Annotated in this window: 16 protein-coding genes; 6 read left to right on the top strand and 10 right to left on the bottom strand. The window is 61.6% G+C overall.

All coding sequences use genetic code 11. The features are described 5' to 3' along the window. Positions 1-29: 29 nt before the first annotated feature. The 3 genes from P0D80_RS39590 to P0D80_RS39580 form a co-directional block, all read right to left on the bottom strand. Positions 30-818 (bottom strand): alpha/beta fold hydrolase, encoded by a 789-nt coding sequence (locus P0D80_RS39590; protein ID WP_408291916.1) that lies wholly within the window; start codon positions 816-818, stop codon positions 30-32. Positions 819-1,079: 261 nt separating this feature from the next. Further along, positions 1,080-2,132, bottom strand: a complete 1,053-nt coding sequence (locus tag P0D80_RS39585) for a rod shape-determining protein (protein WP_408181755.1) — start codon at positions 2,130-2,132, stop codon at positions 1,080-1,082. 191 nt (positions 2,133-2,323) lie between these two features. Continuing rightward, positions 2,324-2,983: an alpha/beta hydrolase gene (locus tag P0D80_RS39580; RefSeq protein WP_408181753.1), complete on the bottom strand. Its 660-nt coding sequence runs from the start codon at positions 2,981-2,983 to the stop codon at positions 2,324-2,326. Between the two features lie 279 nt (positions 2,984-3,262). On the opposite strand from P0D80_RS39580, the gene P0D80_RS39575 reads away from it, so the two are divergent. Beyond that, positions 3,263-4,840 (top strand): DHA2 family efflux MFS transporter permease subunit, encoded by a 1,578-nt coding sequence (locus P0D80_RS39575; protein ID WP_408181751.1) that lies wholly within the window; start codon positions 3,263-3,265, stop codon positions 4,838-4,840. A gap of 22 nt (positions 4,841-4,862) precedes the next feature. On the opposite strand, the gene P0D80_RS39570 is transcribed toward P0D80_RS39575, so the two are convergent. Next, entirely contained in the window at positions 4,863-5,615 is a 753-nt protein-coding gene (locus tag P0D80_RS39570; RefSeq protein ID WP_408291871.1) for an AraC family transcriptional regulator, read from the bottom strand. 177 nt (positions 5,616-5,792) lie between these two features. Between P0D80_RS39570 and P0D80_RS39565 the strand changes: the two genes are divergently transcribed. Next, positions 5,793-6,707, top strand: a complete 915-nt coding sequence (locus P0D80_RS39565) for a glutaminase (protein ID WP_132377434.1) — start codon at positions 5,793-5,795, stop codon at positions 6,705-6,707. A gap of 142 nt (positions 6,708-6,849) precedes the next feature. On the opposite strand, the gene P0D80_RS39560 is transcribed toward P0D80_RS39565, so the two are convergent. From P0D80_RS39560 to P0D80_RS39535, 6 genes are all read right to left on the bottom strand, one after another. After that, complete coding sequence (locus P0D80_RS39560; protein WP_408181747.1) at positions 6,850-7,305, bottom strand: universal stress protein; 456 nt, start codon at positions 7,303-7,305, stop codon at positions 6,850-6,852. A 434-nt stretch (positions 7,306-7,739) separates the two neighbouring features. Next, the gene (locus tag P0D80_RS39555) at positions 7,740-7,991 is read right to left on the bottom strand and encodes a GlsB/YeaQ/YmgE family stress response membrane protein (RefSeq protein ID WP_132377436.1); all 252 of its coding nucleotides are present in this window, start codon (positions 7,989-7,991) and stop codon (positions 7,740-7,742) included. 388 nt (positions 7,992-8,379) lie between these two features. After that, positions 8,380-8,604, bottom strand: coding sequence for a hypothetical protein (locus tag P0D80_RS39550; protein ID WP_408291868.1), 225 nt, complete (start codon positions 8,602-8,604; stop codon positions 8,380-8,382). A 3-nt stretch (positions 8,605-8,607) separates the two neighbouring features. After that, positions 8,608-8,931, bottom strand: a complete 324-nt coding sequence (locus P0D80_RS39545) for a hypothetical protein (protein WP_408291866.1) — start codon at positions 8,929-8,931, stop codon at positions 8,608-8,610. Between the two features lie 360 nt (positions 8,932-9,291). Continuing rightward, positions 9,292-9,663 (bottom strand): ligand-binding protein SH3, encoded by a 372-nt coding sequence (locus P0D80_RS39540; protein WP_132377437.1) that lies wholly within the window; start codon positions 9,661-9,663, stop codon positions 9,292-9,294. 18 nt (positions 9,664-9,681) lie between these two features. Further along, positions 9,682-11,106, bottom strand: a complete 1,425-nt coding sequence (locus tag P0D80_RS39535) for a UbiA family prenyltransferase (protein WP_408291864.1) — start codon at positions 11,104-11,106, stop codon at positions 9,682-9,684. Between the two features lie 287 nt (positions 11,107-11,393). On the opposite strand from P0D80_RS39535, the gene P0D80_RS39530 reads away from it, so the two are divergent. The 4 genes from P0D80_RS39530 (at position 11,394) to P0D80_RS39515 (ending at position 18,266) form a co-directional block, all read left to right on the top strand. Then, a complete protein-coding gene (locus P0D80_RS39530; RefSeq protein WP_408291862.1) occupies positions 11,394-12,590 on the top strand; it encodes a hypothetical protein in 1,197 nt (398 codons plus the stop codon). 607 nt (positions 12,591-13,197) lie between these two features. Then, positions 13,198-14,346, top strand: coding sequence for an acyltransferase family protein (locus tag P0D80_RS39525; RefSeq protein ID WP_408291860.1), 1,149 nt, complete (start codon positions 13,198-13,200; stop codon positions 14,344-14,346). A gap of 102 nt (positions 14,347-14,448) precedes the next feature. After that, positions 14,449-14,634, top strand: coding sequence for a LysR substrate-binding domain-containing protein (locus tag P0D80_RS39520; protein ID WP_408181742.1), 186 nt, complete (start codon positions 14,449-14,451; stop codon positions 14,632-14,634). A 1,289-nt stretch (positions 14,635-15,923) separates the two neighbouring features. After that, positions 15,924-18,266, top strand: a complete 2,343-nt coding sequence (locus tag P0D80_RS39515) for a S53 family peptidase (RefSeq protein ID WP_408291858.1) — start codon at positions 15,924-15,926, stop codon at positions 18,264-18,266. The last annotated feature ends 340 nt before the right edge of the window (positions 18,267-18,606 follow it).

The following is an 18,606-nucleotide window of genomic DNA, read 5'->3' as shown; positions in this document are numbered from 1 at the left end:
ATTACGCGTTCATTGCGCTCGTTGGTCGTTCACTTGTCGCTCACTGAACGAATGAATTCGTCGACGTAGCGATTGAACGCCGACGGATGCGCGAGATTCATTCCGTGCGACGCGCCGCGCACCGTTTCGCGGCGCGCATCCGGCAGCCAGTTTTGCAGCGCTGCCGCGGTACGGCGAAACATGTCGGGACTCTTTTCGCCGTCGATCAGCAGCACCGGGCAGCGCACCTCGGCGGCCTCCTCGGGAACATAGGCGGGCAGCGGATCGCGGAATTGACGCGCGAGCGTGTGCGCATTATCGGTCGCCATCCGGCGAAAACCCGGCGTGCTCATCGCCCAGAAACCGGGCCGGCTGACCGAGTCGACGAACAGTTGCAAGCCGGCCTCCACTTCACCGCTTTCGATCAGTTGCGCCGCTTTCGCGCGCAACGCATTGACCGTCTCAGGCATTCGCGCGGGCGGGCGTCTGGCAATCTGCAACGGACCGCCCGGGTCGGCTAGCGTCAACGTCCGTACATGCTCAGGATGGCGTCGCGCGAAATGAAACGCCACACAACCGCCGCGCGAATGTCCGACCACGTGCGCCGGTCCTGTGCCTAAACGCTCGATGAACTCCGCCACTTCGTTTCCATGCGCGCTCCAACTGAACGGCAGGCCGGGCTCGGTATCGACCGCCGGCCAGTAGTGCGTGAGACTCACCGCGATACAGCGGTAGTGCTTCGACAGGCCCGCGAGTTGCGGTTGCCAGTAGCGGTAGTCGCACAGCGAACCATGCACGAACAACAGCGGTTCGCCCTCACCGGCTTCCACGTACGGCATGCGCAAACCGCTTCGCAGTTCGATGAAAGATGACGAAGCAGACGAAGCGGTAACTGATTGAGTCACGAGTGGTTCACGGACAGCGCGGCAACGCCGGAGTGCGGCGCTGTCGGCTCGGAATGGAATGGGGAGCGAAAGTGCGTCCCTGAGATTGGGACGCGAAGCGTATTGTCACACAGCCGGTCGATCAGCGTGGCAGCCCGGTCCAGCGGCCGGACGCGAGCCTCACGAAGGCAGCAGCGCGGCAAGCCCTGCGCGAAATCATTCGTACGCGAATTCGTCCAGCAGACCGGCGGTGGCCGCCGTGCCCGCGCCGCGCACCGCGCAGGTCAGCGGTTCATCGGCGACGCGCACGTCGAGGCCGATCTCGTTCGTCAAGCGGCGGCTCAGGTTGCCGAGCAGCGCACCGCCGCCCGTCAGCACGATGCCGTTGTTGGCGATGTCGGTCGCCAGTTCGGCCGGTGCCTCTTCGAGCCCGCGTTTCACCGCGCCGATCATCTGACGCAGCGGCCCCTCGATCGCATCGGCGATATCGTGGTTGCTCAGTTGAACCGTGCGCGGCAAGCCGTCGTCGACGCTGCGGCCGGTCGCGTTCATATGCTCGCGCGGCACGTCGCGCACGGCCGAGCCGATGCTCTTCTTGACGTGCTCAGCGGTCTGTTCGCCGAGCAGCACGCCGTACAGATTGCGCACGTAGCTCACGATCGCCATGTCGAAGCTGTCGCCGCCCACGCGGATCGAGCCGCTATACGCCATGCCGCCGAGCGCGATCACGCCGACTTCCGTCGTGCCGCCGCCGATATCGACCACCATCGAACCGGTCGCCTCGGACACCGGCAAGCCCGCGCCGACTGCCGACGCGAGCGATTCGCCGATCAGGCTCACCTTCCATGCGCCGGCCGCCACGGCCGCTTCCTTGATCGCGCGACGCTCGACCTGGGTCGCGCCGGCCGGCACACACAAGGTGAACGCGGCGCGGCGGCTGAACAGCGGCCGCAGGCGCGCCATGTCGACGAATTGCCGGATCATGTGCTCGGCGGCGGAGAAGTTGGCGATCACGCCGTGGCGCATCGGCCGCACGGTTTCGAGGTTGCACGGCGCGCGGCCCAGAAGCTGGCGCGCCTGGGTGCCTACGGCGGCGACGCGTTTCGGCCGGTCGGCGGCCTCTTTCTGGAAACACACGACGGACGGCTGGTTCAGCACGATACCGCCGTCGTCGGTATAGATCAGGGTGTTGGCCGTGCCGAGGTCCACCGTCACGGAATGACGGAACAAGCGATCGAACAGCGGGTAATGCGGCGTCGGTCTGGCCATAGGAAGGCTCTGATGTGTCGTTATCCGCCCGTACCGGGCAGTCTGGAAAATGCGCCCCCGGTCACCCGAGCCGCATGGGCCGCCCTGTTGGGCGTTCCGCGGTCCGCGCGGCGGGGGTGATTCTCATGCTATGAGCAGTTAACGGCAAGCTGGTCAGAAAACTTTAGGGCCGCTTTTCAGGCACGACCGTGTCAGTCGCGCGACAAAGCGCCCAGCGCGTGTTCCAGCGCTTCCTGGCCGAGCGCGACGCCGTCGGCGTTAATCGTGTGACCAATGCCTGGAAGCGCATAGGCGTCGACGGTATAGCCGGCGTTGCTGAACGCGTCGGCGGCGTATTCGAGTTCCTGCACCGGGATCACTTCGTCGTCTTCGCCGTGGATCAGCGTGAGCGCCGTGCCGTTCTGCGCGACGATCACGGAGGCGAGCCGCCCCGAATACGCGACCACGCCGGCCGCGCCTTCCGCGCTGGTCGCCACATGGTGCATCGCCATGATCGAGCCTTGCGAGAAACCAATCAGCGCAAGGCGCCCGAAAGATACCTGCCAGTGCGCAAGCTCGGCTTCGAGCATGCGCCGCAACGCCGGATAGGCCGCGGCGACACGGGCCTCGCGATTGCCTTCGTTGACGTCGCGCAGGCTGAACCACTGACGTCCGCCGAAGCCGCCGTCGAAGGCGTCGGTGCCGTCGAGCGAAGTGAAGGCCACATCGGGCAGGCTCTCGCTCCAGATGTCCGCAAGCGGCATCAGGTCGCGCGCATTGCTGCCGACGCCGTGCATCAGCACCACCAAGCCTTTGGCAGGCGCGGTCGCCGGCGCGCGTCGCCAGCCATGTTCGAATTGCTCCCAGGCCATATTCGTTCCTTCTATTTGTTGATTCGTGGATGGTCGTTCCGCACGCGCTGTGCCAGGCGTGACGAGGGATCGCGCCGTGCGGCCGTGTGCAGCCTCAGCCGCGAGCATACGCTGCCGGATTTGTTTTCGCCGCCGCCTTTGCGCGCGCCGATGACGTCCAAACGTGAATACAGGTATGCTTTTGCGAGCATTCAGCGGACCTGCGGCCCGACGCATCGCGCGGGCACGAAATACAACTCCCCCGCAGCATGTCCGCGGCACACCGATCCGGAGAACCGTTTGAGCCAGTCCACTTCCGCGCCTGCCTCGGCGCCGCCTGCACCACCACCGCCGCTGAAGGGCGGCCAACTGGTGCTGGCCACGATCGCCGTCGCGCTCGCCACCTTCATGAACGTGCTCGACACGTCGATCGCGAACGTTGCGATCCCAACCATTTCGGGCAATCTCGGCGTCTCGGTCGATGAAGGCACGTGGGTCATCACCGTGTTCGCCGCGGCCAATGCCGTGTCGATTCCGCTCACCGGCTGGCTCACGCAACGCATCGGCCAGGTGAAGCTGTTCGTCGGCGCGATTCTGATGTTCGTGCTGGCGTCGTGGTTGTGCGGCATTGCACCGACGCTGCCGATCCTGCTGCTCGCGCGGATCTTCCAGGGCGCCGTGGCCGGCCCGCTGATCCCGCTGTCGCAAGCCATTCTGCTCGGCTCGTATCCGAAGGAGAAATCCTCGACCGCGCTCGCCCTATGGGCGATGACCGCGACCGTCGGCCCGATTGCGGGCCCGGCGCTCGGCGGCTGGATCACGGATAGTTATAGCTGGTCGTGGATCTTCTACATCAACATTCCGGTCGGCATTTTCGCGGCAGGCGTCACCTGGATGATCTACCGCACCCGCGAGTCGCCGACCCGCAAGCCGCCCATCGACATGGTCGGGCTGGGCCTCCTGATCACGTGGGTCGCCTCGCTGCAGATCATGCTCGACAAGGGCAAGGACCTCGACTGGTTTTCGTCGCCGGTGATCGTGATTCTCGGCATTACCGCGCTCGTCAGTTTCGCGTTCTTCCTCGTGTGGGAACTGACCGAGGAAAATCCGATCGTAGATTTGCGGCTTTTTCAGCAGCGCAACTTTCTCGGCGGCACGATTGCGATTTCGGTCGCGTACGGCGTGTTCTTCGGCAACCTCGTGCTGCTGCCGCAATGGATGCAGGAGTATCTGAACTACCGTTCCGTCGATGCCGGTCTCGTGACCGCGCCGCTCGGTGTGTTCGCGGTGCTGCTCGCGCCGGTGATGGGCCGCGTGCTGCCGCGCTCGGATGCGCGTGTGATCGCCACACTGGCGTTCATCGGCTTTGCGATCGTGTTTTATATGCGCTCGAAGTACGTGATCGAGATCGACACCTGGCATCTGGTGATACCCACGCTGCTGCAAGGCATTCCAATGGCGTTGTTCTTCGTGCCGCTGACTTCGATCATCCTGTCCGGCCAGCCGTCGAGCAAGATTCCAGCGGCGGCGGGTCTGTCGAATTTCGCTCGCGTATTTTGCGGCGCGGTGGGCACGTCGATCGCCGGCAACGAGTGGAACAACCGCACGGTGCTGCATCACGAACGGCTTACCGAGCAGGCCTCCATCAACAACCCGGTGTTCAATCAGCAGATCGATTCGACCCAGTCGCTGCTGCATCTGAATCCGCAATCCGCCCATGCGTTGTTCGATTTCACCGTGAACACGCAGGCGGCGATGATGGGCCTGAACGATATCTTCTTCGTCTCCGCGGTCATCTTTATTCTGATCATTCCGTTGATCTGGATTACGCGGCCGAGCAAGGGCGGTGGCGGCCCGGATGCGGCGGGCGCGCATTGAGGGCGATGCCGATGGCCATGCGTCAGCGGAAATAACGTGCGGGCGTGTCGCCGAACGCGTCCCGGAACACGGCGATAAACGACGACACGTCGCTGTAGCCCACCTCGAGCGCCACCTGCGTGACGCTCGCGCCCGCGCCAAGGTGTTCCAGCGCGACCAGCAGGCGAAGCTGCTGGCGCCACTGGCCGAACGTTTGCCCCGTTTCCTTGACGAACAGGCGCGCCGCCGTGCGGGCCGTCACGCCGGCGGCCGCGGCCAGCTCTTCGAGTACCGCGGCGTCGGCCGGGTTAGCGCTCAACCCGTCGGCGATCCGTTCGGCACGCGGATCGCGCGGCCAGTTCAACCCCAACGGCGCAGTGCGCAGAGTCGGCAGACGGTCCAGCAGCACTTGCACGAGACGCGCGGCGGGTTCGTCGAACGGTTGGTCGCGCGGCAGATCAGCCGCGGCGATCAGCAACGCAGCCACCAATGGGTCGGGCACGACGGCGCAGCTGTGCGGCGGGAGCGGCGCGGCGTCCATGCCGACATAGAGCGCATGAAACTCGACAGGACCGGCGGCGGACAAGCGGTGCAGCAGACCCGCGGGCATCCAGACCGCGTGGCCTGGCGGCACGACCCAGCGCTCGGTCTCGGTGCGCACGATCAGCACCCCGGCGCTCACGTGGATCAGCCGCGCGCGACGATAGGCGCCCAACGGTTCGTCCAGCGTCTCGTACCGCTCCCCGATAACGAAGACCGGTTGCTCGACGCCGTCTGGATCAAAAGTCTCCATCATGGAGTCCGTTTTGCCCGATTGTTGCCAGAAAGACAGCAAGATTAGCATAGCCGCTCGGGGACGCTCGCCGAACGCCGCCCGAACCTGGACGCGACGCATGGCGACGTGCGCGATGTCCGGCGGGAACAATTCGCTCCCGCTTGCCAGTAGAATCGCGGCTCCAACGGTCCGAGCCCCATGAACTACGCATCCATCCTCGACCAGATCCACGGCGATCTGCAGCCTTACCTGGGCACCGGCAAAGTTGCCGATTACATTCCCGAACTCGCCAGAGTGCCCGCCGATAGTTTCGGCATGGCGATCGTCACGGCATCGGGCGAGGTCTTCCGTACCGGCGACGCCGACACGCGTTTTTCCATTCAGAGCATTTCGAAGCTGTTCGCCTGCACGATGGCCTTCCGCCTGCTCGGCGACGCGTTGTGGCAGCGTGTGGGACGCGAACCGTCGGGCACCGCATTCAATTCGCTGGTTCAGCTCGAGGCCGAACAGGGCAAGCCGCGCAATCCGTTCATCAACGCGGGCGCGCTGGTCGTCACCGACGTGCTGTGCCGCCGTTTCGTGCAAGCCGAGACGGCGCTGGTCGAATTCATGCGCCGGCTGACGGGCGAAACGAGCATCGACTACGATTCGCGCGTCGCGCAATCGGAATTGCAGAATGCCCACCGCAATCGCGCGATGGCGCATTTCATGGCGAGCTTCGGCAACATGGAGATGCCACCGGAGGTGGTGGTCGATGCTTACTGCCGGCAATGCGCGATTTCGATGAGTTGCGTCGAGCTGGCGAAGGCGGCGCTGTTTCTGACCAATCACGGGGTGGTGCCGGCCACCGGCGAGCGGATTCTCGACACGAGTTCGGCCAAGCGTCTTTCCGCGCTGATGCTGACCTGCGGCACCTATGACGCGGCGGGCGATTTCGTCTACCGTGTCGGCTTGCCGGCGAAAAGCGGCGTGGGCGGCGGGATCGTCGCCGTGCTGCCCGGCGAGATGGCGGTGTGCGTGTGGTCGCCGGGGCTGGATAGCAATGGCAATTCGCTTGTCGGCGCCCGGGCATTGGAACGGCTGACCACGCTTACCGGGCAGTCGATTTTTTGATAACGCTCGCGCAGACGCCCCAAAAAGTCAATTTTCGCTGAGCGCAAGCGTGACCGACGCCGGTTGTTCCTCTGGCAGGAGTCGCCCCACAAGCGCCACTCGCAGCTCTCTAAAGCGGCTGCCACCTGACCAGGGTCTGAGGTTAGCCCTTGTCGCGGGTTTCGATCAGTACCGGACAGCTCGAGCGGTCGATGACTTCTCCGCTGGTCGACGGGTTGGCCCAGCGGCGTAGCCGTGACAAATGGTGATGTCCCATCACAATGACCTCCGCTGTCAGCAGCCGGGCTTGTTCGATGACGACGTCGGCCGGATTTCCCGCGCAGAAGTGCTGTTCCACCGTGAGATTCCGGTCGGCAAGCTGTGCGGCTGCGGCAGCCAGGACGGATCGTGCGAACGATGTCTGCGCCTGTGCTGGCGGATAGGTCAGGCCATCGGGCGCGACACCGTTTTCGGAACCGGGAGGCAACGCGTAGGACGGGTCGACAACGCATAGAAGGTGTACGGTTGCCGTACCTGGCACCGCCACGCGGCTCGCCAGGTCGACGACGTAGACACTCTGGGCTGAGCCGTCCAGCGGAACGAGGAGGATATTGAACATGGTGGGAGATACCCTTCGAAGATCGGATTGACGCGCAGGCTGGCATCGCCGCCAGGAAGCGTGTCGGGCCAGTAGTTGCCGGGATCCTCAAACTGGTTTAGCCAACGGTAGAACTCTTGCAAGCCGCGGGTCTTCCCAAGGCGAGGCTGCGCGACAAGCGCGACCACCTGCGGCTGCGCACCAAGCGAGTCATGCCGCGCCTGGACCAGCACGGAAAGCTCGTTCTCCCGGCCCACGAATTACATAAAAGGCTCTCGCCATCTGGCGAAGACGCAACCTGTACATTGCAGAATGTGCGAAAGCCCTGTCAAGTACACGATCGAGTGAACCGGAAAAACTGTGCGCGCCGCCGGTTGATGCCGAATGGCTGAATGTGGCCAGGATACTGGCCTACGCAAACGGCATGCTTCGCCCGATTCTCGCGAGCGCGCAGATTAACGCCGCCGGCGCACCAGTCCGTAAATGACCAGCAGGACGATCGCGCCAATGACCGACGCGACCCAGCCCGCCGCCTGGCCTGGTTGATACCAGCCCAGCCCACGCCCGACATAGCCCGCAATCAGCGAGCCCGCAATGCCGAGGATGATGGTCAAAATGAGGCCCATGCTGTCGTCTCCGGGCTTAAGCGCCCGCGCAATCAATCCGACGACCAGCCCTACGATCACCGTACCAATGAAGGAAAGCATGTCGACCTCGCAAGAGTGTGAGTGCTACGGTTTCTTTTAATGCTGGCTACTTACTGTTTCACTGCGATGCTTTTCGGGAGCATACGCGCTAGATGCGGCAGTCGGCCGCCATATGCTCGTCGGTTCGCACATCGAGCACCAGTTGCTCCCGGACGTTCGTCGCCGTCCAGTTGATCCACGAAAGCGTCGTCGCGACGAATTTCGACCATCGCCCGCTCGGTCATTCGACTGACAGGACGCCACCGAACGCTACCGGTTCGATAGCGGTCCTTTTGACGCCCAATATACAAGAGCATTTTATGCCCGTCTCTGCAATCGTCTGCAGTGTCAGAGCATCCCGTTCGCGCGGGAGATAAACAGCACGGCCCACACGTCGTGCGGCCTCGCGCTATTTGCCCATCGCCGCCTTTCCAGCCTCACAGGGCTTGCAAGGCCCCGACCATCCGAACGTGTCGTCTGGCTTCTGTACGATCTTGGGGAATCCGTTGGCGGCCCGCACGGCGCTACAGTTGGGCCAGCGCTTGTTAAACGTACGCACGATCATTTGGTCGGGCGGCATGAATTTGTCGAGCCATTGCGGCCCGCCGTCCTTCTGTAGCAAGTCAATCGCCATGACCTACACCCCAGACATTGGAATCTCTGTGAAGCTGTTCGGGCATGCGGCGTCTACCGCCTTTAGTTCGGGGGTCACGGCGTACTCTGGATTGCCGCCAAACACATAGCCCGCATCATAGAGGGCTTTCTGGATCCGTGGCCCGCATTGCTCCCAAGCCGTTGACTCTGCTGACGTGGCGGGCGGGTTCTTCGAATTGATCGACTGCCAACAGGTATCGAACCATTGCTGGCCGGTCTGGTAGAACCATCCGGCATTCAATCCCCATACGGCTATCGCCAAAACGATGACGACTAGCCCGCCGCTGTCGTTATTGTTTGTGCTCATGCTGGCCCCGCATGTGTTTGGTCTGACGGAATTATCGACGTATGGGGGCGGCCGGGCAATCGTCTCGCGAATCGCCGCGTGTGGGATGCGATGTAGGGAATTGGCGCGCAAAGACGACTTTCTGCGAACCAGCGGCCAGTTGTTCGTCGTTCGATTACGCCCGATCTCAATGCGCGGCGCCCACTTCGGCCCGTCAGAACAGCCATTCTCAACGGCGGCTTTCGGGTGGCGGATTCAACCGGTGCAAAGCGGTTGCTTTCTCCCCGCGGCAGCAGGCGGGTTCGTTGCAACCTGTGATCCGCCCCATCGTCAGTTCGCCAAGTTATGCGGCGCATCTAATGGGCCAGCCGCAAGGCACTCTCACGGCCGAACCGGTGCTGCCGCCGGTAGATACAGCAGCAGGACGCTGGCGAGCAGGAGCGCCGCGCCCGCCAAGGTACGCAGCGATACCGCCTCGCCGGCAAAAAAGCCGAACAACAGGATTTCCAGGATCGTCACCGCGACCATCAATGGATAGGCAACGCTGAGTTCAACGCGCCTTAGTGCCAGCGCATAAAACAGGAATCCAGCTCCATACGCACCAATCGCCGCCATCCGCAAAAGCAAGGGTCGGCTAGCAAACCCTGCTATCAATACGTCTCCTTGAGCAACGACTATTTTCCCGGCCACACGCAACAAAATACTGGCCATCGCGCTAAAAGTACCGCTCAGCAAAAGAAATAAAATGGACATAGGAACGAAGGGAACCAGTCAGATAGCGACAATAACTGTCGCGATGCAAAGGCCGATGACCAGCATGCTCAGCCGGTCCTTGATTGCAAACACGATTGGATCGTCGTGCATCTGGCCGCGGAATGCAAGCATCCAGACTCGGCTGATCCAGTACAACAAAAGGCCGAACAAGAACCAGAGGGCGTGTTGATGATGATACAGGATGCTGATTTCGGAAGAGTTCATGTAGAGTGCAAGAACCAGCACGGCAAGGTATCCGGACGCGGTACCGAATGAACGCAGGATCCCCAGGTCTTGAGTGATATAACCGCGCCCTGCTACCGCGCATTCGCCGTCTCGCAACAAGAGTGCATCGAGTTCCGTGTAACGCTTGACCATCGCAAGGCTCAGGAAGATAAGTACTGAAAACATGATCAACCAATGCGAAAGCGGAATGTCGTCGGCCGCGCCGCCAGCGGCAATACGTACGGTGTACAACGCAGCGAGCGTAAAGACGTCGACGAGCATCATGCGCTTGAGCGCGAACGAATAAGCCACGGTCGCGACGAGATAACACGCCAGCACCAGGCCGAATTCAGAAGGCAGCAAAACCGTCAGCGCGGCGCTTGCCGCGAGCAGCGCAAGCGTCAGAAAAATACCGAAGGTCAGTGATAGCTGGCCCGACGCGAACGGCCGGTTGCGCTTGCGTATGTGACGCCGGTCGGCATCGAGATCGAGCATGTCGTTCAGCAAATACACGGATGACGCGCAAAAGCTGAAAGACAAAAAGGCGATGCCTTCGGCGAAGATGGAATTGACATCGGTGAAGCGATGCGACGCCAGTAGCGGCACGAAGATCAGCAGATTCTTGACCCACTGATGAACCCGCATTTCCTTGATGACGAGGCGCACGAAGGAACGTTTCCGCTCGAAGAAAAGGGTCGTATTGTTGACCTTCTGCGCCGCGGCAGCGATATGACGGCTTCCCACGACAATCGCCCTGCGTGCCTGCTTCCAAACGGCGACATCGGCGAGCGCATTGCCGCAGTAATCGAAGCCACCCACACCGAATTCCGCCGATAGCGCGCCCGCCTTGTTTTTGCCGGACAGATTACGCGCCTCGTTACTCGCCATGACACCTTTGAAAAAGCCGAAGTGGGTGGCGACTTGTTCCGCGAATCGTTGGTTCGATGCAGTGCAAAGGTACAGGTCGCGCCCGTTCGACTGTTCCTCGCGCAAGAACTCGACAAACCTCGGGTCGTACGGAAGCACCGACACATCGATTGCCACGCGCGAAGCAATCTGTGCTTTCAGATTCGCCTTCCCTCGCAGTAACCACACGATGCAGTAGAACGCATAGAGAGGATTCCTCTTAAAAAGGACAAGAAAAGACTCAACAAGAAGATCGGTGCACGTTAGCGTCCCGTCGAGGTCGACACACAGGGGAATGCTTGCATCAGACATGTTTTACCTCGGACTGTCGTCGTTAGTTTTACTTGTATGCCGACGCAACGAACTGTCGGCCTATGAACAGCCTGCTTGGGGTGATTTGCATGCGATGGTACGCGGCGTATCGTATCGATCCGTGCGATAGGCCACCTTCATCGCCCCGAAAACCGGGGAACATTCAGCCAGCGCATTTCTTTTGCTCGACGTATTCCTGTGCGGACACGCGGCTACATGCGGCGACTGCGGTAAAGAAAGATATCTGGCGCCTTGCCAGCAATCCCATCTTCTTGGAGGAAGTCCTGATGAACGAACCACTTTCCCGTCCGGGCATTCGCTGGCTTTTTCTCGCTTTCATCTATTTCGTGATGGCTTCCGCGTCGTTCAGCGGCTTCTTCACAAAGTGGCAGTTTCGCGAGGACATGCCAGTTCTGTTTGCGACCGATGCGTCGCTGCCTGCGATGCTCGACGGAACCGCCGAGCGCCCGTATGTATACCGACAACTGTTGCCGCTCATTGCCAACAGCATTGAGCGCGCGTTGCCGATCAGCGTCCGTGATCACGCCACCGCCATATTGTTCGACAAAAAGCGCAACTATCATCCCATTGCAGAGTTCTACCCAAATGCCGTCGACGCCCGCAACCCCCAATACGCCCTACGCTATTACCTGATCTATGCCATGTCGTTCGCGTCGCTGCTGCTGGCGATGTTCGCCCTGCGCGCGGTATGCATCGACATGCAGCCCAACCGGGTTGCCGCCACGCTGGCGCCGATCGCCTTTGCAGCGATCCTGCCGCTTATCCTCACCGTTGGCGGCTATTTTTATGATCCGCCGGAGCTTCTGTTCATGGCGATAGCGGTCTGGTTCTCAATGCGAGGGCGGGTGTTATGGCTCATCGCGATTACCGCACTGGCGACGTTGAACAAGGAGTCTTTTTTCTTTTTCATCCTCACCTTGTTCCCGTTCTTGCGCACACGGTTTTCGGTTAAAGCAACGTTGGCGGTTCAGTGCGTGTTGCTGGTCATCGCAGCGGCGGTCAACGTGGTGATCAAGCTGAAGTACGCGCACAACGGCGGCGGCGTCGTGACATACCACCTGATGGAGAATCTCGTTTTCCTTATCCATCCGTCGAGTTACATAGGCTTCGAATACAACTACGGCATTCCAATGACCAAGGGCTTCAATGTGATCAATATCGTTTTGGTCGCGGCGCTCGTGCGCACCACGTGGGGCAAACTTTTGCCGGCCGTGCGACAGCATTTGAAGATTGCCCTGCTGGTCAATGTGCCGTTATTCCTGGCGTTTTGCTATCCCGGAGAATTACGCAACTTCAGTATGTTGAACGTCGGGTTCGTAATCACTATCTGCGTCAGCATTGCTGCGTATCTGGACCGGAGTTATCGAGCGCTACCTGCAGCCGCGGTGCCCGTGGGCGCAGCCCCCGAAAGCACGGTGCCTGCAGTCGCGGAGTCCGTAAGCGCGCACACAGCGATACCGTGATGATTTAACTCTACCGTTTAATCCGTTGGTCGCGGGTTCTAGTCCCGTATGGACCGAGATAAAATAGCTCCCGGTGCATCGGGAGCCTTTTCATTTGTGCCGCGAGTGGTGTACCGACCGGCATGGAGGAGTCTGCAGCCTCAATGCACTTTGCTTGCCTCAGTCACCCACTAATCAAATTGGGGCTTGTCGGTCGTGACCCTCCCATCGGCGAACTTCGTGATTAGCGTCGTCGACCCACAAAAGTCAATCATGCCTCTCCGGCCAATGTCTCCGAGACGGCGCAAACGAGACACTCGCTATACACCACCCAATGTCAAACGCAAGGATAGAACCGCGGCGTTGAGCGACGACGGTAGCGGTTTGTTTTGTCGCACCTATTTGCCAGCGGATTGCCACCTCGTAAAACCGGTCGAACGCGAGAGAGACAGTCAGCGACTTTTTCAACCGCATCCGTAGCGCCCTTCCGCATCGCCACCTGAATCGCCCTTCAGCACACACGCATTTCGACGCAACCAGGGAAGTGCATTAATTTCGCCATTGTTTTCGATTTTTTTCGTGTCTAGCGGAGGCAGAATCGTCACAGACAGAATATGGGGGAGACAGAATGGCAACCACATCGAATCCGTTAGCGTCTGCAAATCTGAAGAAGTCGCCCAAGTTAGATGCCATCCGATTCCTCGCGGCCGTCTGGGTCCTGATGTACCACTTTCGACCGCCCGAATTTAAAGAGCTGATACCACATCGGCTAGCCTTTCTGGGCAACGCATTGTGGTCGGGGTCAACAGCGCTGTTTGCCGGCCCCGCCGCCGTCATCGTTTTCTTTGTCATTTCCGGCTATTGCATCCACAACGCATATCAGAGGGACGTCTCTCTCAAACCGATCAACTATTACGGGTCCAGATTCGTCCGCATCGGGTTGCCACTGGTCATCCTGCTATGCCTCGTCCAGCCTCTACCCACCGGACAAAACTATCTCGAGTCCGTGCTTTGGTCGCTCTACTGCGAGATGGTGTATTACGCCGTGTACCCACTCTTGCGCGCGCGCTTCCGATACATCGGCGAAATGATTGTTGGCAGCGCGATTGTGGCTGGCGCGATGGTGGCGGTGGTTCGCCTCGTTGGGCACCCGGCATGTCACGGATGCGTGTACGAGACTTACGGAGTTCCCGGTACAGCTTTGCTGTATGCCGCCGGATGGATTTCCGGTTGCCTGATCGCGGAAACGCAGCGCGACACGACGCAGTTCAACGTTCGCGGCGCCTATTCGCCGTTCACCATGATCATCAGTCGCGGCCTTGATCTGAGCACCCGGTTCCTGGCGCGCCACCTCGTGGCGCTAAGGGTGACCGTTGTTATGGCAGGCGCGGCCATCATGATTCTGCTATCCGGGTCGAATCTCAAACCGGCATTCGTGCCGATTGTCACGCCGGACATCACGCTTCCGCTTTTTCAGTTCCTCGCGGCAATCTGGATCGCGACGGAGACAGCCACGCCCTCCGAGGCAAGCGTATGGACCAAACTCGCTGCTTTAGGCGCATGGTCCTATAGCCTCTATCTTTGTCACAAGATGGCGCTTGCACTTCTGGAAATGACTCAATTTGACAGTACTTCCCGATTCGCATGGTTCGTGCAGGTGGCACTGGCGTTTGTCATCAGCTATGCGTTTTATCGGATGATCGAGAGGCCTTCTCATCTGGTTTCGCAGCGACTACGCAAATACACATCGGATGCCCCGCCTGCGCCCGCTGCGTGACGAGGTGATCAGCGTCCGGTGGAACCATATGGATCGTGCGGATCGAAGGGAATCTGCAAACCAACAGCAGTGAGGTCATGCGGGCGTCGGTCCTCGCGGGATATGGGTATCGGATATTTCCCGTCCTGGCTGTTCGACGACGAACTGGCAAGTGGCCAGGTACAGCAGATATTGCCGGACTGGGAAACCATCCCGATACCGATCCATGTGGTCAGCCCGCTGGAGCGCCCGCATTCGGCCACGGTGAAGGCGTTCGCCGAACATATCGGAAAGGCGATGGCTCGTTAGCTGAAAGACGATGCTTCTTCGCGCGGAAGCGACTTTTTGAATTTTCCCATGAATGAGCGGCGCCTGTGAGTTCACTTACGGACGGTCGCGAGTCGATGTGCTATGGCGGAAACTGGCCGACTGTACGCATTCAGCTCTCAGCACCTTAAGCCGCGGGTCGGAACGATTCGCCCGGGCAAGTGGCCGCTTTGTGGCGTCATAGCTCAAGGGGGAGCAACCGGCCACAACCTGCCGTTCACATGCACCGGCGGTCGGACGTTCAAGCGTCGGCTACACCTCGTAACCGGCCGTCGAATCGTAAATGACCAACGCTCGTCATCGGCCATTGCGGACGTTCGGCCGTCGGCGGTGGTGAGGTGGCATTAGGCTACTTCTCTGCCGTTCGGAGAAAATGATCAGGCGACTGTACGCCATCGGCCTGGTGTGGACCAATCGGCGTTTTCCGATCGGTCCCGGACCTCCGCGAAAGGACATGCACCGCGCGAGACGCCCGTGTACTCGGCGCGCACGCTCGATGCGGTTGCCGCGCACACGCAAGCCGCCGGATGAGCACTGCGCGGTAGGCCGCGTGAGAAGTCAGCGGCATCAATCCGCCGCGCGGGATCGAACGATCGTGTTTAGTGATGCGCCGCACGGCCCTTCTTTTTTAAGGACAATCCCTACTATCCAGACGTGGAAGCGGGGCGCCGTAGGGGCCGAAAATGTGGCCCCGTTTTCGCGCGCTGCATGCGATATTCCCGTCGCATAAAAAATGGTAAGGTCCTCTCACCGTCTGTCCGGCAACTAACCCGCGAATGGCCATCAAGCTTGCTCGCGCGGTGCCGACAGGCCAATCATCGCTTTGTGCGCCCCAACCCTGTATCCAATGTGACGCGAGCAACGATGATCCAGCTCAATCGGATTGCTATCGGCCTTGTTGAAACCGACGAGCGCGCTCAATTCTCTAATTATTTCGCGAGGCCGGCAGCCCGTTCTATTTCATTAGGTAAACGTAACGCGTGGGCAGGCTTGAATCGCTTATGTAGCATCGTCACGGCAATCTGCGCCGCCTGCGCGCTGGTGTCCGGATTAGGCGCATGCAGCTCGCAAGCGCAGACATCGCGCGTTCCACCTTCTGCCCAGCCACCTGCAAGCGTCAGACTCTGGTGCGCCGAACCGCCCGGCTATTACCCGTCCGTACAGACCTGTTCGAGCGGCTGGCAGCGACGCGCGCCCGATCTGCCCGCCTCCGCGGTTTCTCCACCCGTGCTGGTAATTCCGGTCCAGCCTCCCGCAGAAGGACGATCGAAATGAAAACTATCCGACCGGTTCGGTGCACGCTCGCGCGTGCCACCCTTGTGACCACAGCGCTCGCGCCGCTACTGCTGGCGGGATGCGGCGGCGGCAGTGACGACTCGACAGCGTCGAGCGGCACGAGCTCCGTGAAGCTCGCCGACACCTCGTCAGCCACGAGTTCGGTGTCGTTGTCGCCGCTGTCGAGCACGGTGGCGAGCACGCTGGTGAGGCCTGCGTTCTACACGGCCCCGGTGGTGTTGAACGCGCCTTCCGACATCGACAGCGCGGCGCCTTTCGCGTCGGCCAATCAGCCTCCTGCCGCGCAAGCGTCGACGTCGACAATGGCGGTCGTGTCGCTTGCGCAGCTGACGCCGCAAACGATTGCTCGGGACGCCACGAAAACTGCGCGGGCGGCGTCGAATTCAACGCAGGTGACGACGTATACGCCGGCGCAGATTCGCGCGGCCTATCAGCTACCGCCGCTGCCGTCGTCGTGGAGCAATCTGAGCGCGAGCGAGGCCGCGCAAATGGGCGCCGGCCAGACGATTTACGTGATCGACGCGATGAGCGATCCGAACATCGTCAAGGAACTCGCGGCGTTCGACCAGAAATTCGGCTTGCCGGGCTGCACGACGACCACCATCGCGCCGAACGCGTCGCTGCCGCTCGCGGCCCCTGGCAGCAACGCGTGCCAGTTCTCGGTCGTGCACGCGACGACCAGCGGCGCGATGACGCCGAACGCGCCGTCGTACGACTCGGGCTGGGCCACCGAAATCGCGCTCGACGTGCAGTGGGTCCACGCTACCGCGCCGCTCGCGCGCATCGTGCTGATCCAGGCGCCGGATGCGTCGACCGGCAGCATGACCGCGGCGGTCAACCTCGCGAACGCGATGGGGCCCGGCGTCGTGTCGATGAGCTTCGGCGCCCCCGAAGGCTCGTGGACCGGCTCCCTCGACTCGGCGTTCAAGCACGCGAACATGACCTACGTGGCCGCTACCGGCGATAACGGCACCGGCGTCGAATGGCCGTCCGTGTCGCCGAACGTGCTGGCCGTCGGCGGCACCCGTCTGAGTTACGACGGCACCGCCAAGAACGAAACGGTGTGGTCAGGTACCGGCGGCGGCATCAGTCAGTACACCTCGGTACCGGCATATCAGAACACGTCGGTGCCTAGCCTCGGCACGCTGACGAAGCGATCGGTTGGAGACGTGTCGTTCAACGCGGATCCGTTCAGCGGTCAGTACGTCGCGGTCATCACGCCCGTCGCGGCCGCGCCGAGCTGGTACAGCGTCGGCGGCACCAGTCTGTCGACCCCGCAATGGGCCGGCATCGTCGCCGTCGCCAATGCACAGCGGGCGCGCAACAGTCTCGGCGCACTCGGCCTCGCGCAGACGCAGCTGTACGGTACCGTCTCGACCGACGCGGGTCTGTACGCGACTGCGTTTTACGACGTCACTTCGGGCAACGACGGTTACTGCTCGAGCTGCTCGGCCCATACCGGCTACGATCAGCCGTCGGGTCTCGGTACACCGGTGGTCGGCAGCCTGCTGGCGACGCTCGGCGTGTCCAAGGCGCCGCCGCCGGTCGTGTCGGCCGCGACGGTCAAGGGTACGGCAGGCAGCGCACTGTCGTTCACGGTGGCGGCCAGCTCGTCGGACCCGCTCAGCTGGTCGCTCGCGAATGCACCGCAGGGCATGAGCATAGATAGCTCGGGTCAGGTGACATGGGCGCAGCCGGTCGCCGGCACTTACAAGGTGACCGTGACCGCGAAGGATACGGTCACCGGCTCGACGGGCAGCGCGAGTGCGAACGTGACCGTCGTCGCGGCATCGAAGCCGGTCGTGCAGGCAGCGACGATCGTGGGCCAGGCGAAACAGCCGCTCAGCTATCAGGTCGACGTCAGTGCGGCCGATCCGGTCAGGTTCTCGCTCAGCGGCGCGCCTTCGGGCATGTCGATCAGCAGCGCCGGCGTGATCAGCTGGAGAACGCCTGCGAAGGGCACGTATAGCGTCAGCGTCAAGGCGACCGACACCAGCAACGGCCAGTCCGGTTCGGCGACGATGAGCGTGCGGATCTCGTCCGTGGCAACGGGCCCCGCGATCTCGGCTGCGCCGATCAGCGGTGTTGAGGGCCGCGCGGTCAGCGGCGTGATCGGTATCGAGGACCCAGGCGCGGACAACGTGAAGGTCGACATCAAGGGCGCGCCGTCCGGCATGGTGTTCATCGAGAGCGGGCCGGGCTTCGTTGCCAAATGGCGGCACCCGGTCGCCGGAACCTACACGCTAACGCTGACCGCGGTCGATTCGGCGGGGCTTAGCTCGCAGGCAAATCTGGTGGTGACGATCGGCACGCGCTGAGCCGACTCGTCGCGCTGCCGCAACGTCGCTGCCGGCGACGTTGCGGCGCGCAGTTGGTGAAAGCGCGGCTTGGGAGTGAGAAGGCAGCGAGTCTGTGGGTCAGCATCGCGGCCGCGCCGATCGGTCCACACCAGGCCGATGACGTACAGTCGCCTGATCATTCTCAGAACGGCAGAGAAGTAGCCTGGAGCCACCTCACCACCGCCGACAGCCGAACCTCCGCAATGGCCGACCACCTGTCGGCGACGATATCCCTGCAGAGGGCTTTGTCAAGTTGAGGTAGATAGTTTGGCTATCGCGAGAAGATATGGTTTCCTTATTAATTTGCCTGAGAAGCTTC

The sequence above is a fragment of the Paraburkholderia sp. RL17-373-BIF-A genome (genome assembly GCF_046030175.1).
Lineage (GTDB): Bacteria > Pseudomonadota > Gammaproteobacteria > Burkholderiales > Burkholderiaceae > Paraburkholderia.
This window is presented reverse-complemented; position numbering and strand designations above follow the sequence as displayed.

Excerpts from the sequence above, each read along its gene's own strand:
- P0D80_RS39520 (WP_408181742.1), top strand. The coding sequence starts at position 14,449 with ATGGGTATCGGATATTTCCCGTCCTGGCTGTTCGACGACGAACTGGCA.
- P0D80_RS39555 (WP_132377436.1), bottom strand. The coding sequence starts at position 7,991 with ATGCTTTCCTTCATTGGTACGGTGATCGTAGGGCTGGTCGTCGGATTG.
- P0D80_RS39540 (WP_132377437.1), bottom strand. The coding sequence starts at position 9,663 with ATGTCCATTTTATTTCTTTTGCTGAGCGGTACTTTTAGCGCGATGGCC.
- P0D80_RS39580 (WP_408181753.1), bottom strand. The coding sequence starts at position 2,983 with ATGGCCTGGGAGCAATTCGAACATGGCTGGCGACGCGCGCCGGCGACC.
- P0D80_RS39590 (WP_408291916.1), bottom strand. The coding sequence starts at position 818 with ATGCCGTACGTGGAAGCCGGTGAGGGCGAACCGCTGTTGTTCGTGCAT.
- P0D80_RS39535 (WP_408291864.1), bottom strand. The coding sequence starts at position 11,106 with ATGTCTGATGCAAGCATTCCCCTGTGTGTCGACCTCGACGGGACGCTA.
- P0D80_RS39525 (WP_408291860.1), top strand. The coding sequence starts at position 13,198 with ATGGCAACCACATCGAATCCGTTAGCGTCTGCAAATCTGAAGAAGTCG.
- P0D80_RS39515 (WP_408291858.1), top strand. The coding sequence starts at position 15,924 with ATGAAAACTATCCGACCGGTTCGGTGCACGCTCGCGCGTGCCACCCTT.
- P0D80_RS39560 (WP_408181747.1), bottom strand. The coding sequence starts at position 7,305 with ATGTTCAATATCCTCCTCGTTCCGCTGGACGGCTCAGCCCAGAGTGTC.
- P0D80_RS39565 (WP_132377434.1), top strand. The coding sequence starts at position 5,793 with ATGAACTACGCATCCATCCTCGACCAGATCCACGGCGATCTGCAGCCT.
- P0D80_RS39545 (WP_408291866.1), bottom strand. The coding sequence starts at position 8,931 with ATGAGCACAAACAATAACGACAGCGGCGGGCTAGTCGTCATCGTTTTG.
- P0D80_RS39530 (WP_408291862.1), top strand. The coding sequence starts at position 11,394 with ATGAACGAACCACTTTCCCGTCCGGGCATTCGCTGGCTTTTTCTCGCT.
- P0D80_RS39585 (WP_408181755.1), bottom strand. The coding sequence starts at position 2,132 with ATGGCCAGACCGACGCCGCATTACCCGCTGTTCGATCGCTTGTTCCGT.
- P0D80_RS39570 (WP_408291871.1), bottom strand. The coding sequence starts at position 5,615 with ATGATGGAGACTTTTGATCCAGACGGCGTCGAGCAACCGGTCTTCGTT.
- P0D80_RS39550 (WP_408291868.1), bottom strand. The coding sequence starts at position 8,604 with ATGGCGATTGACTTGCTACAGAAGGACGGCGGGCCGCAATGGCTCGAC.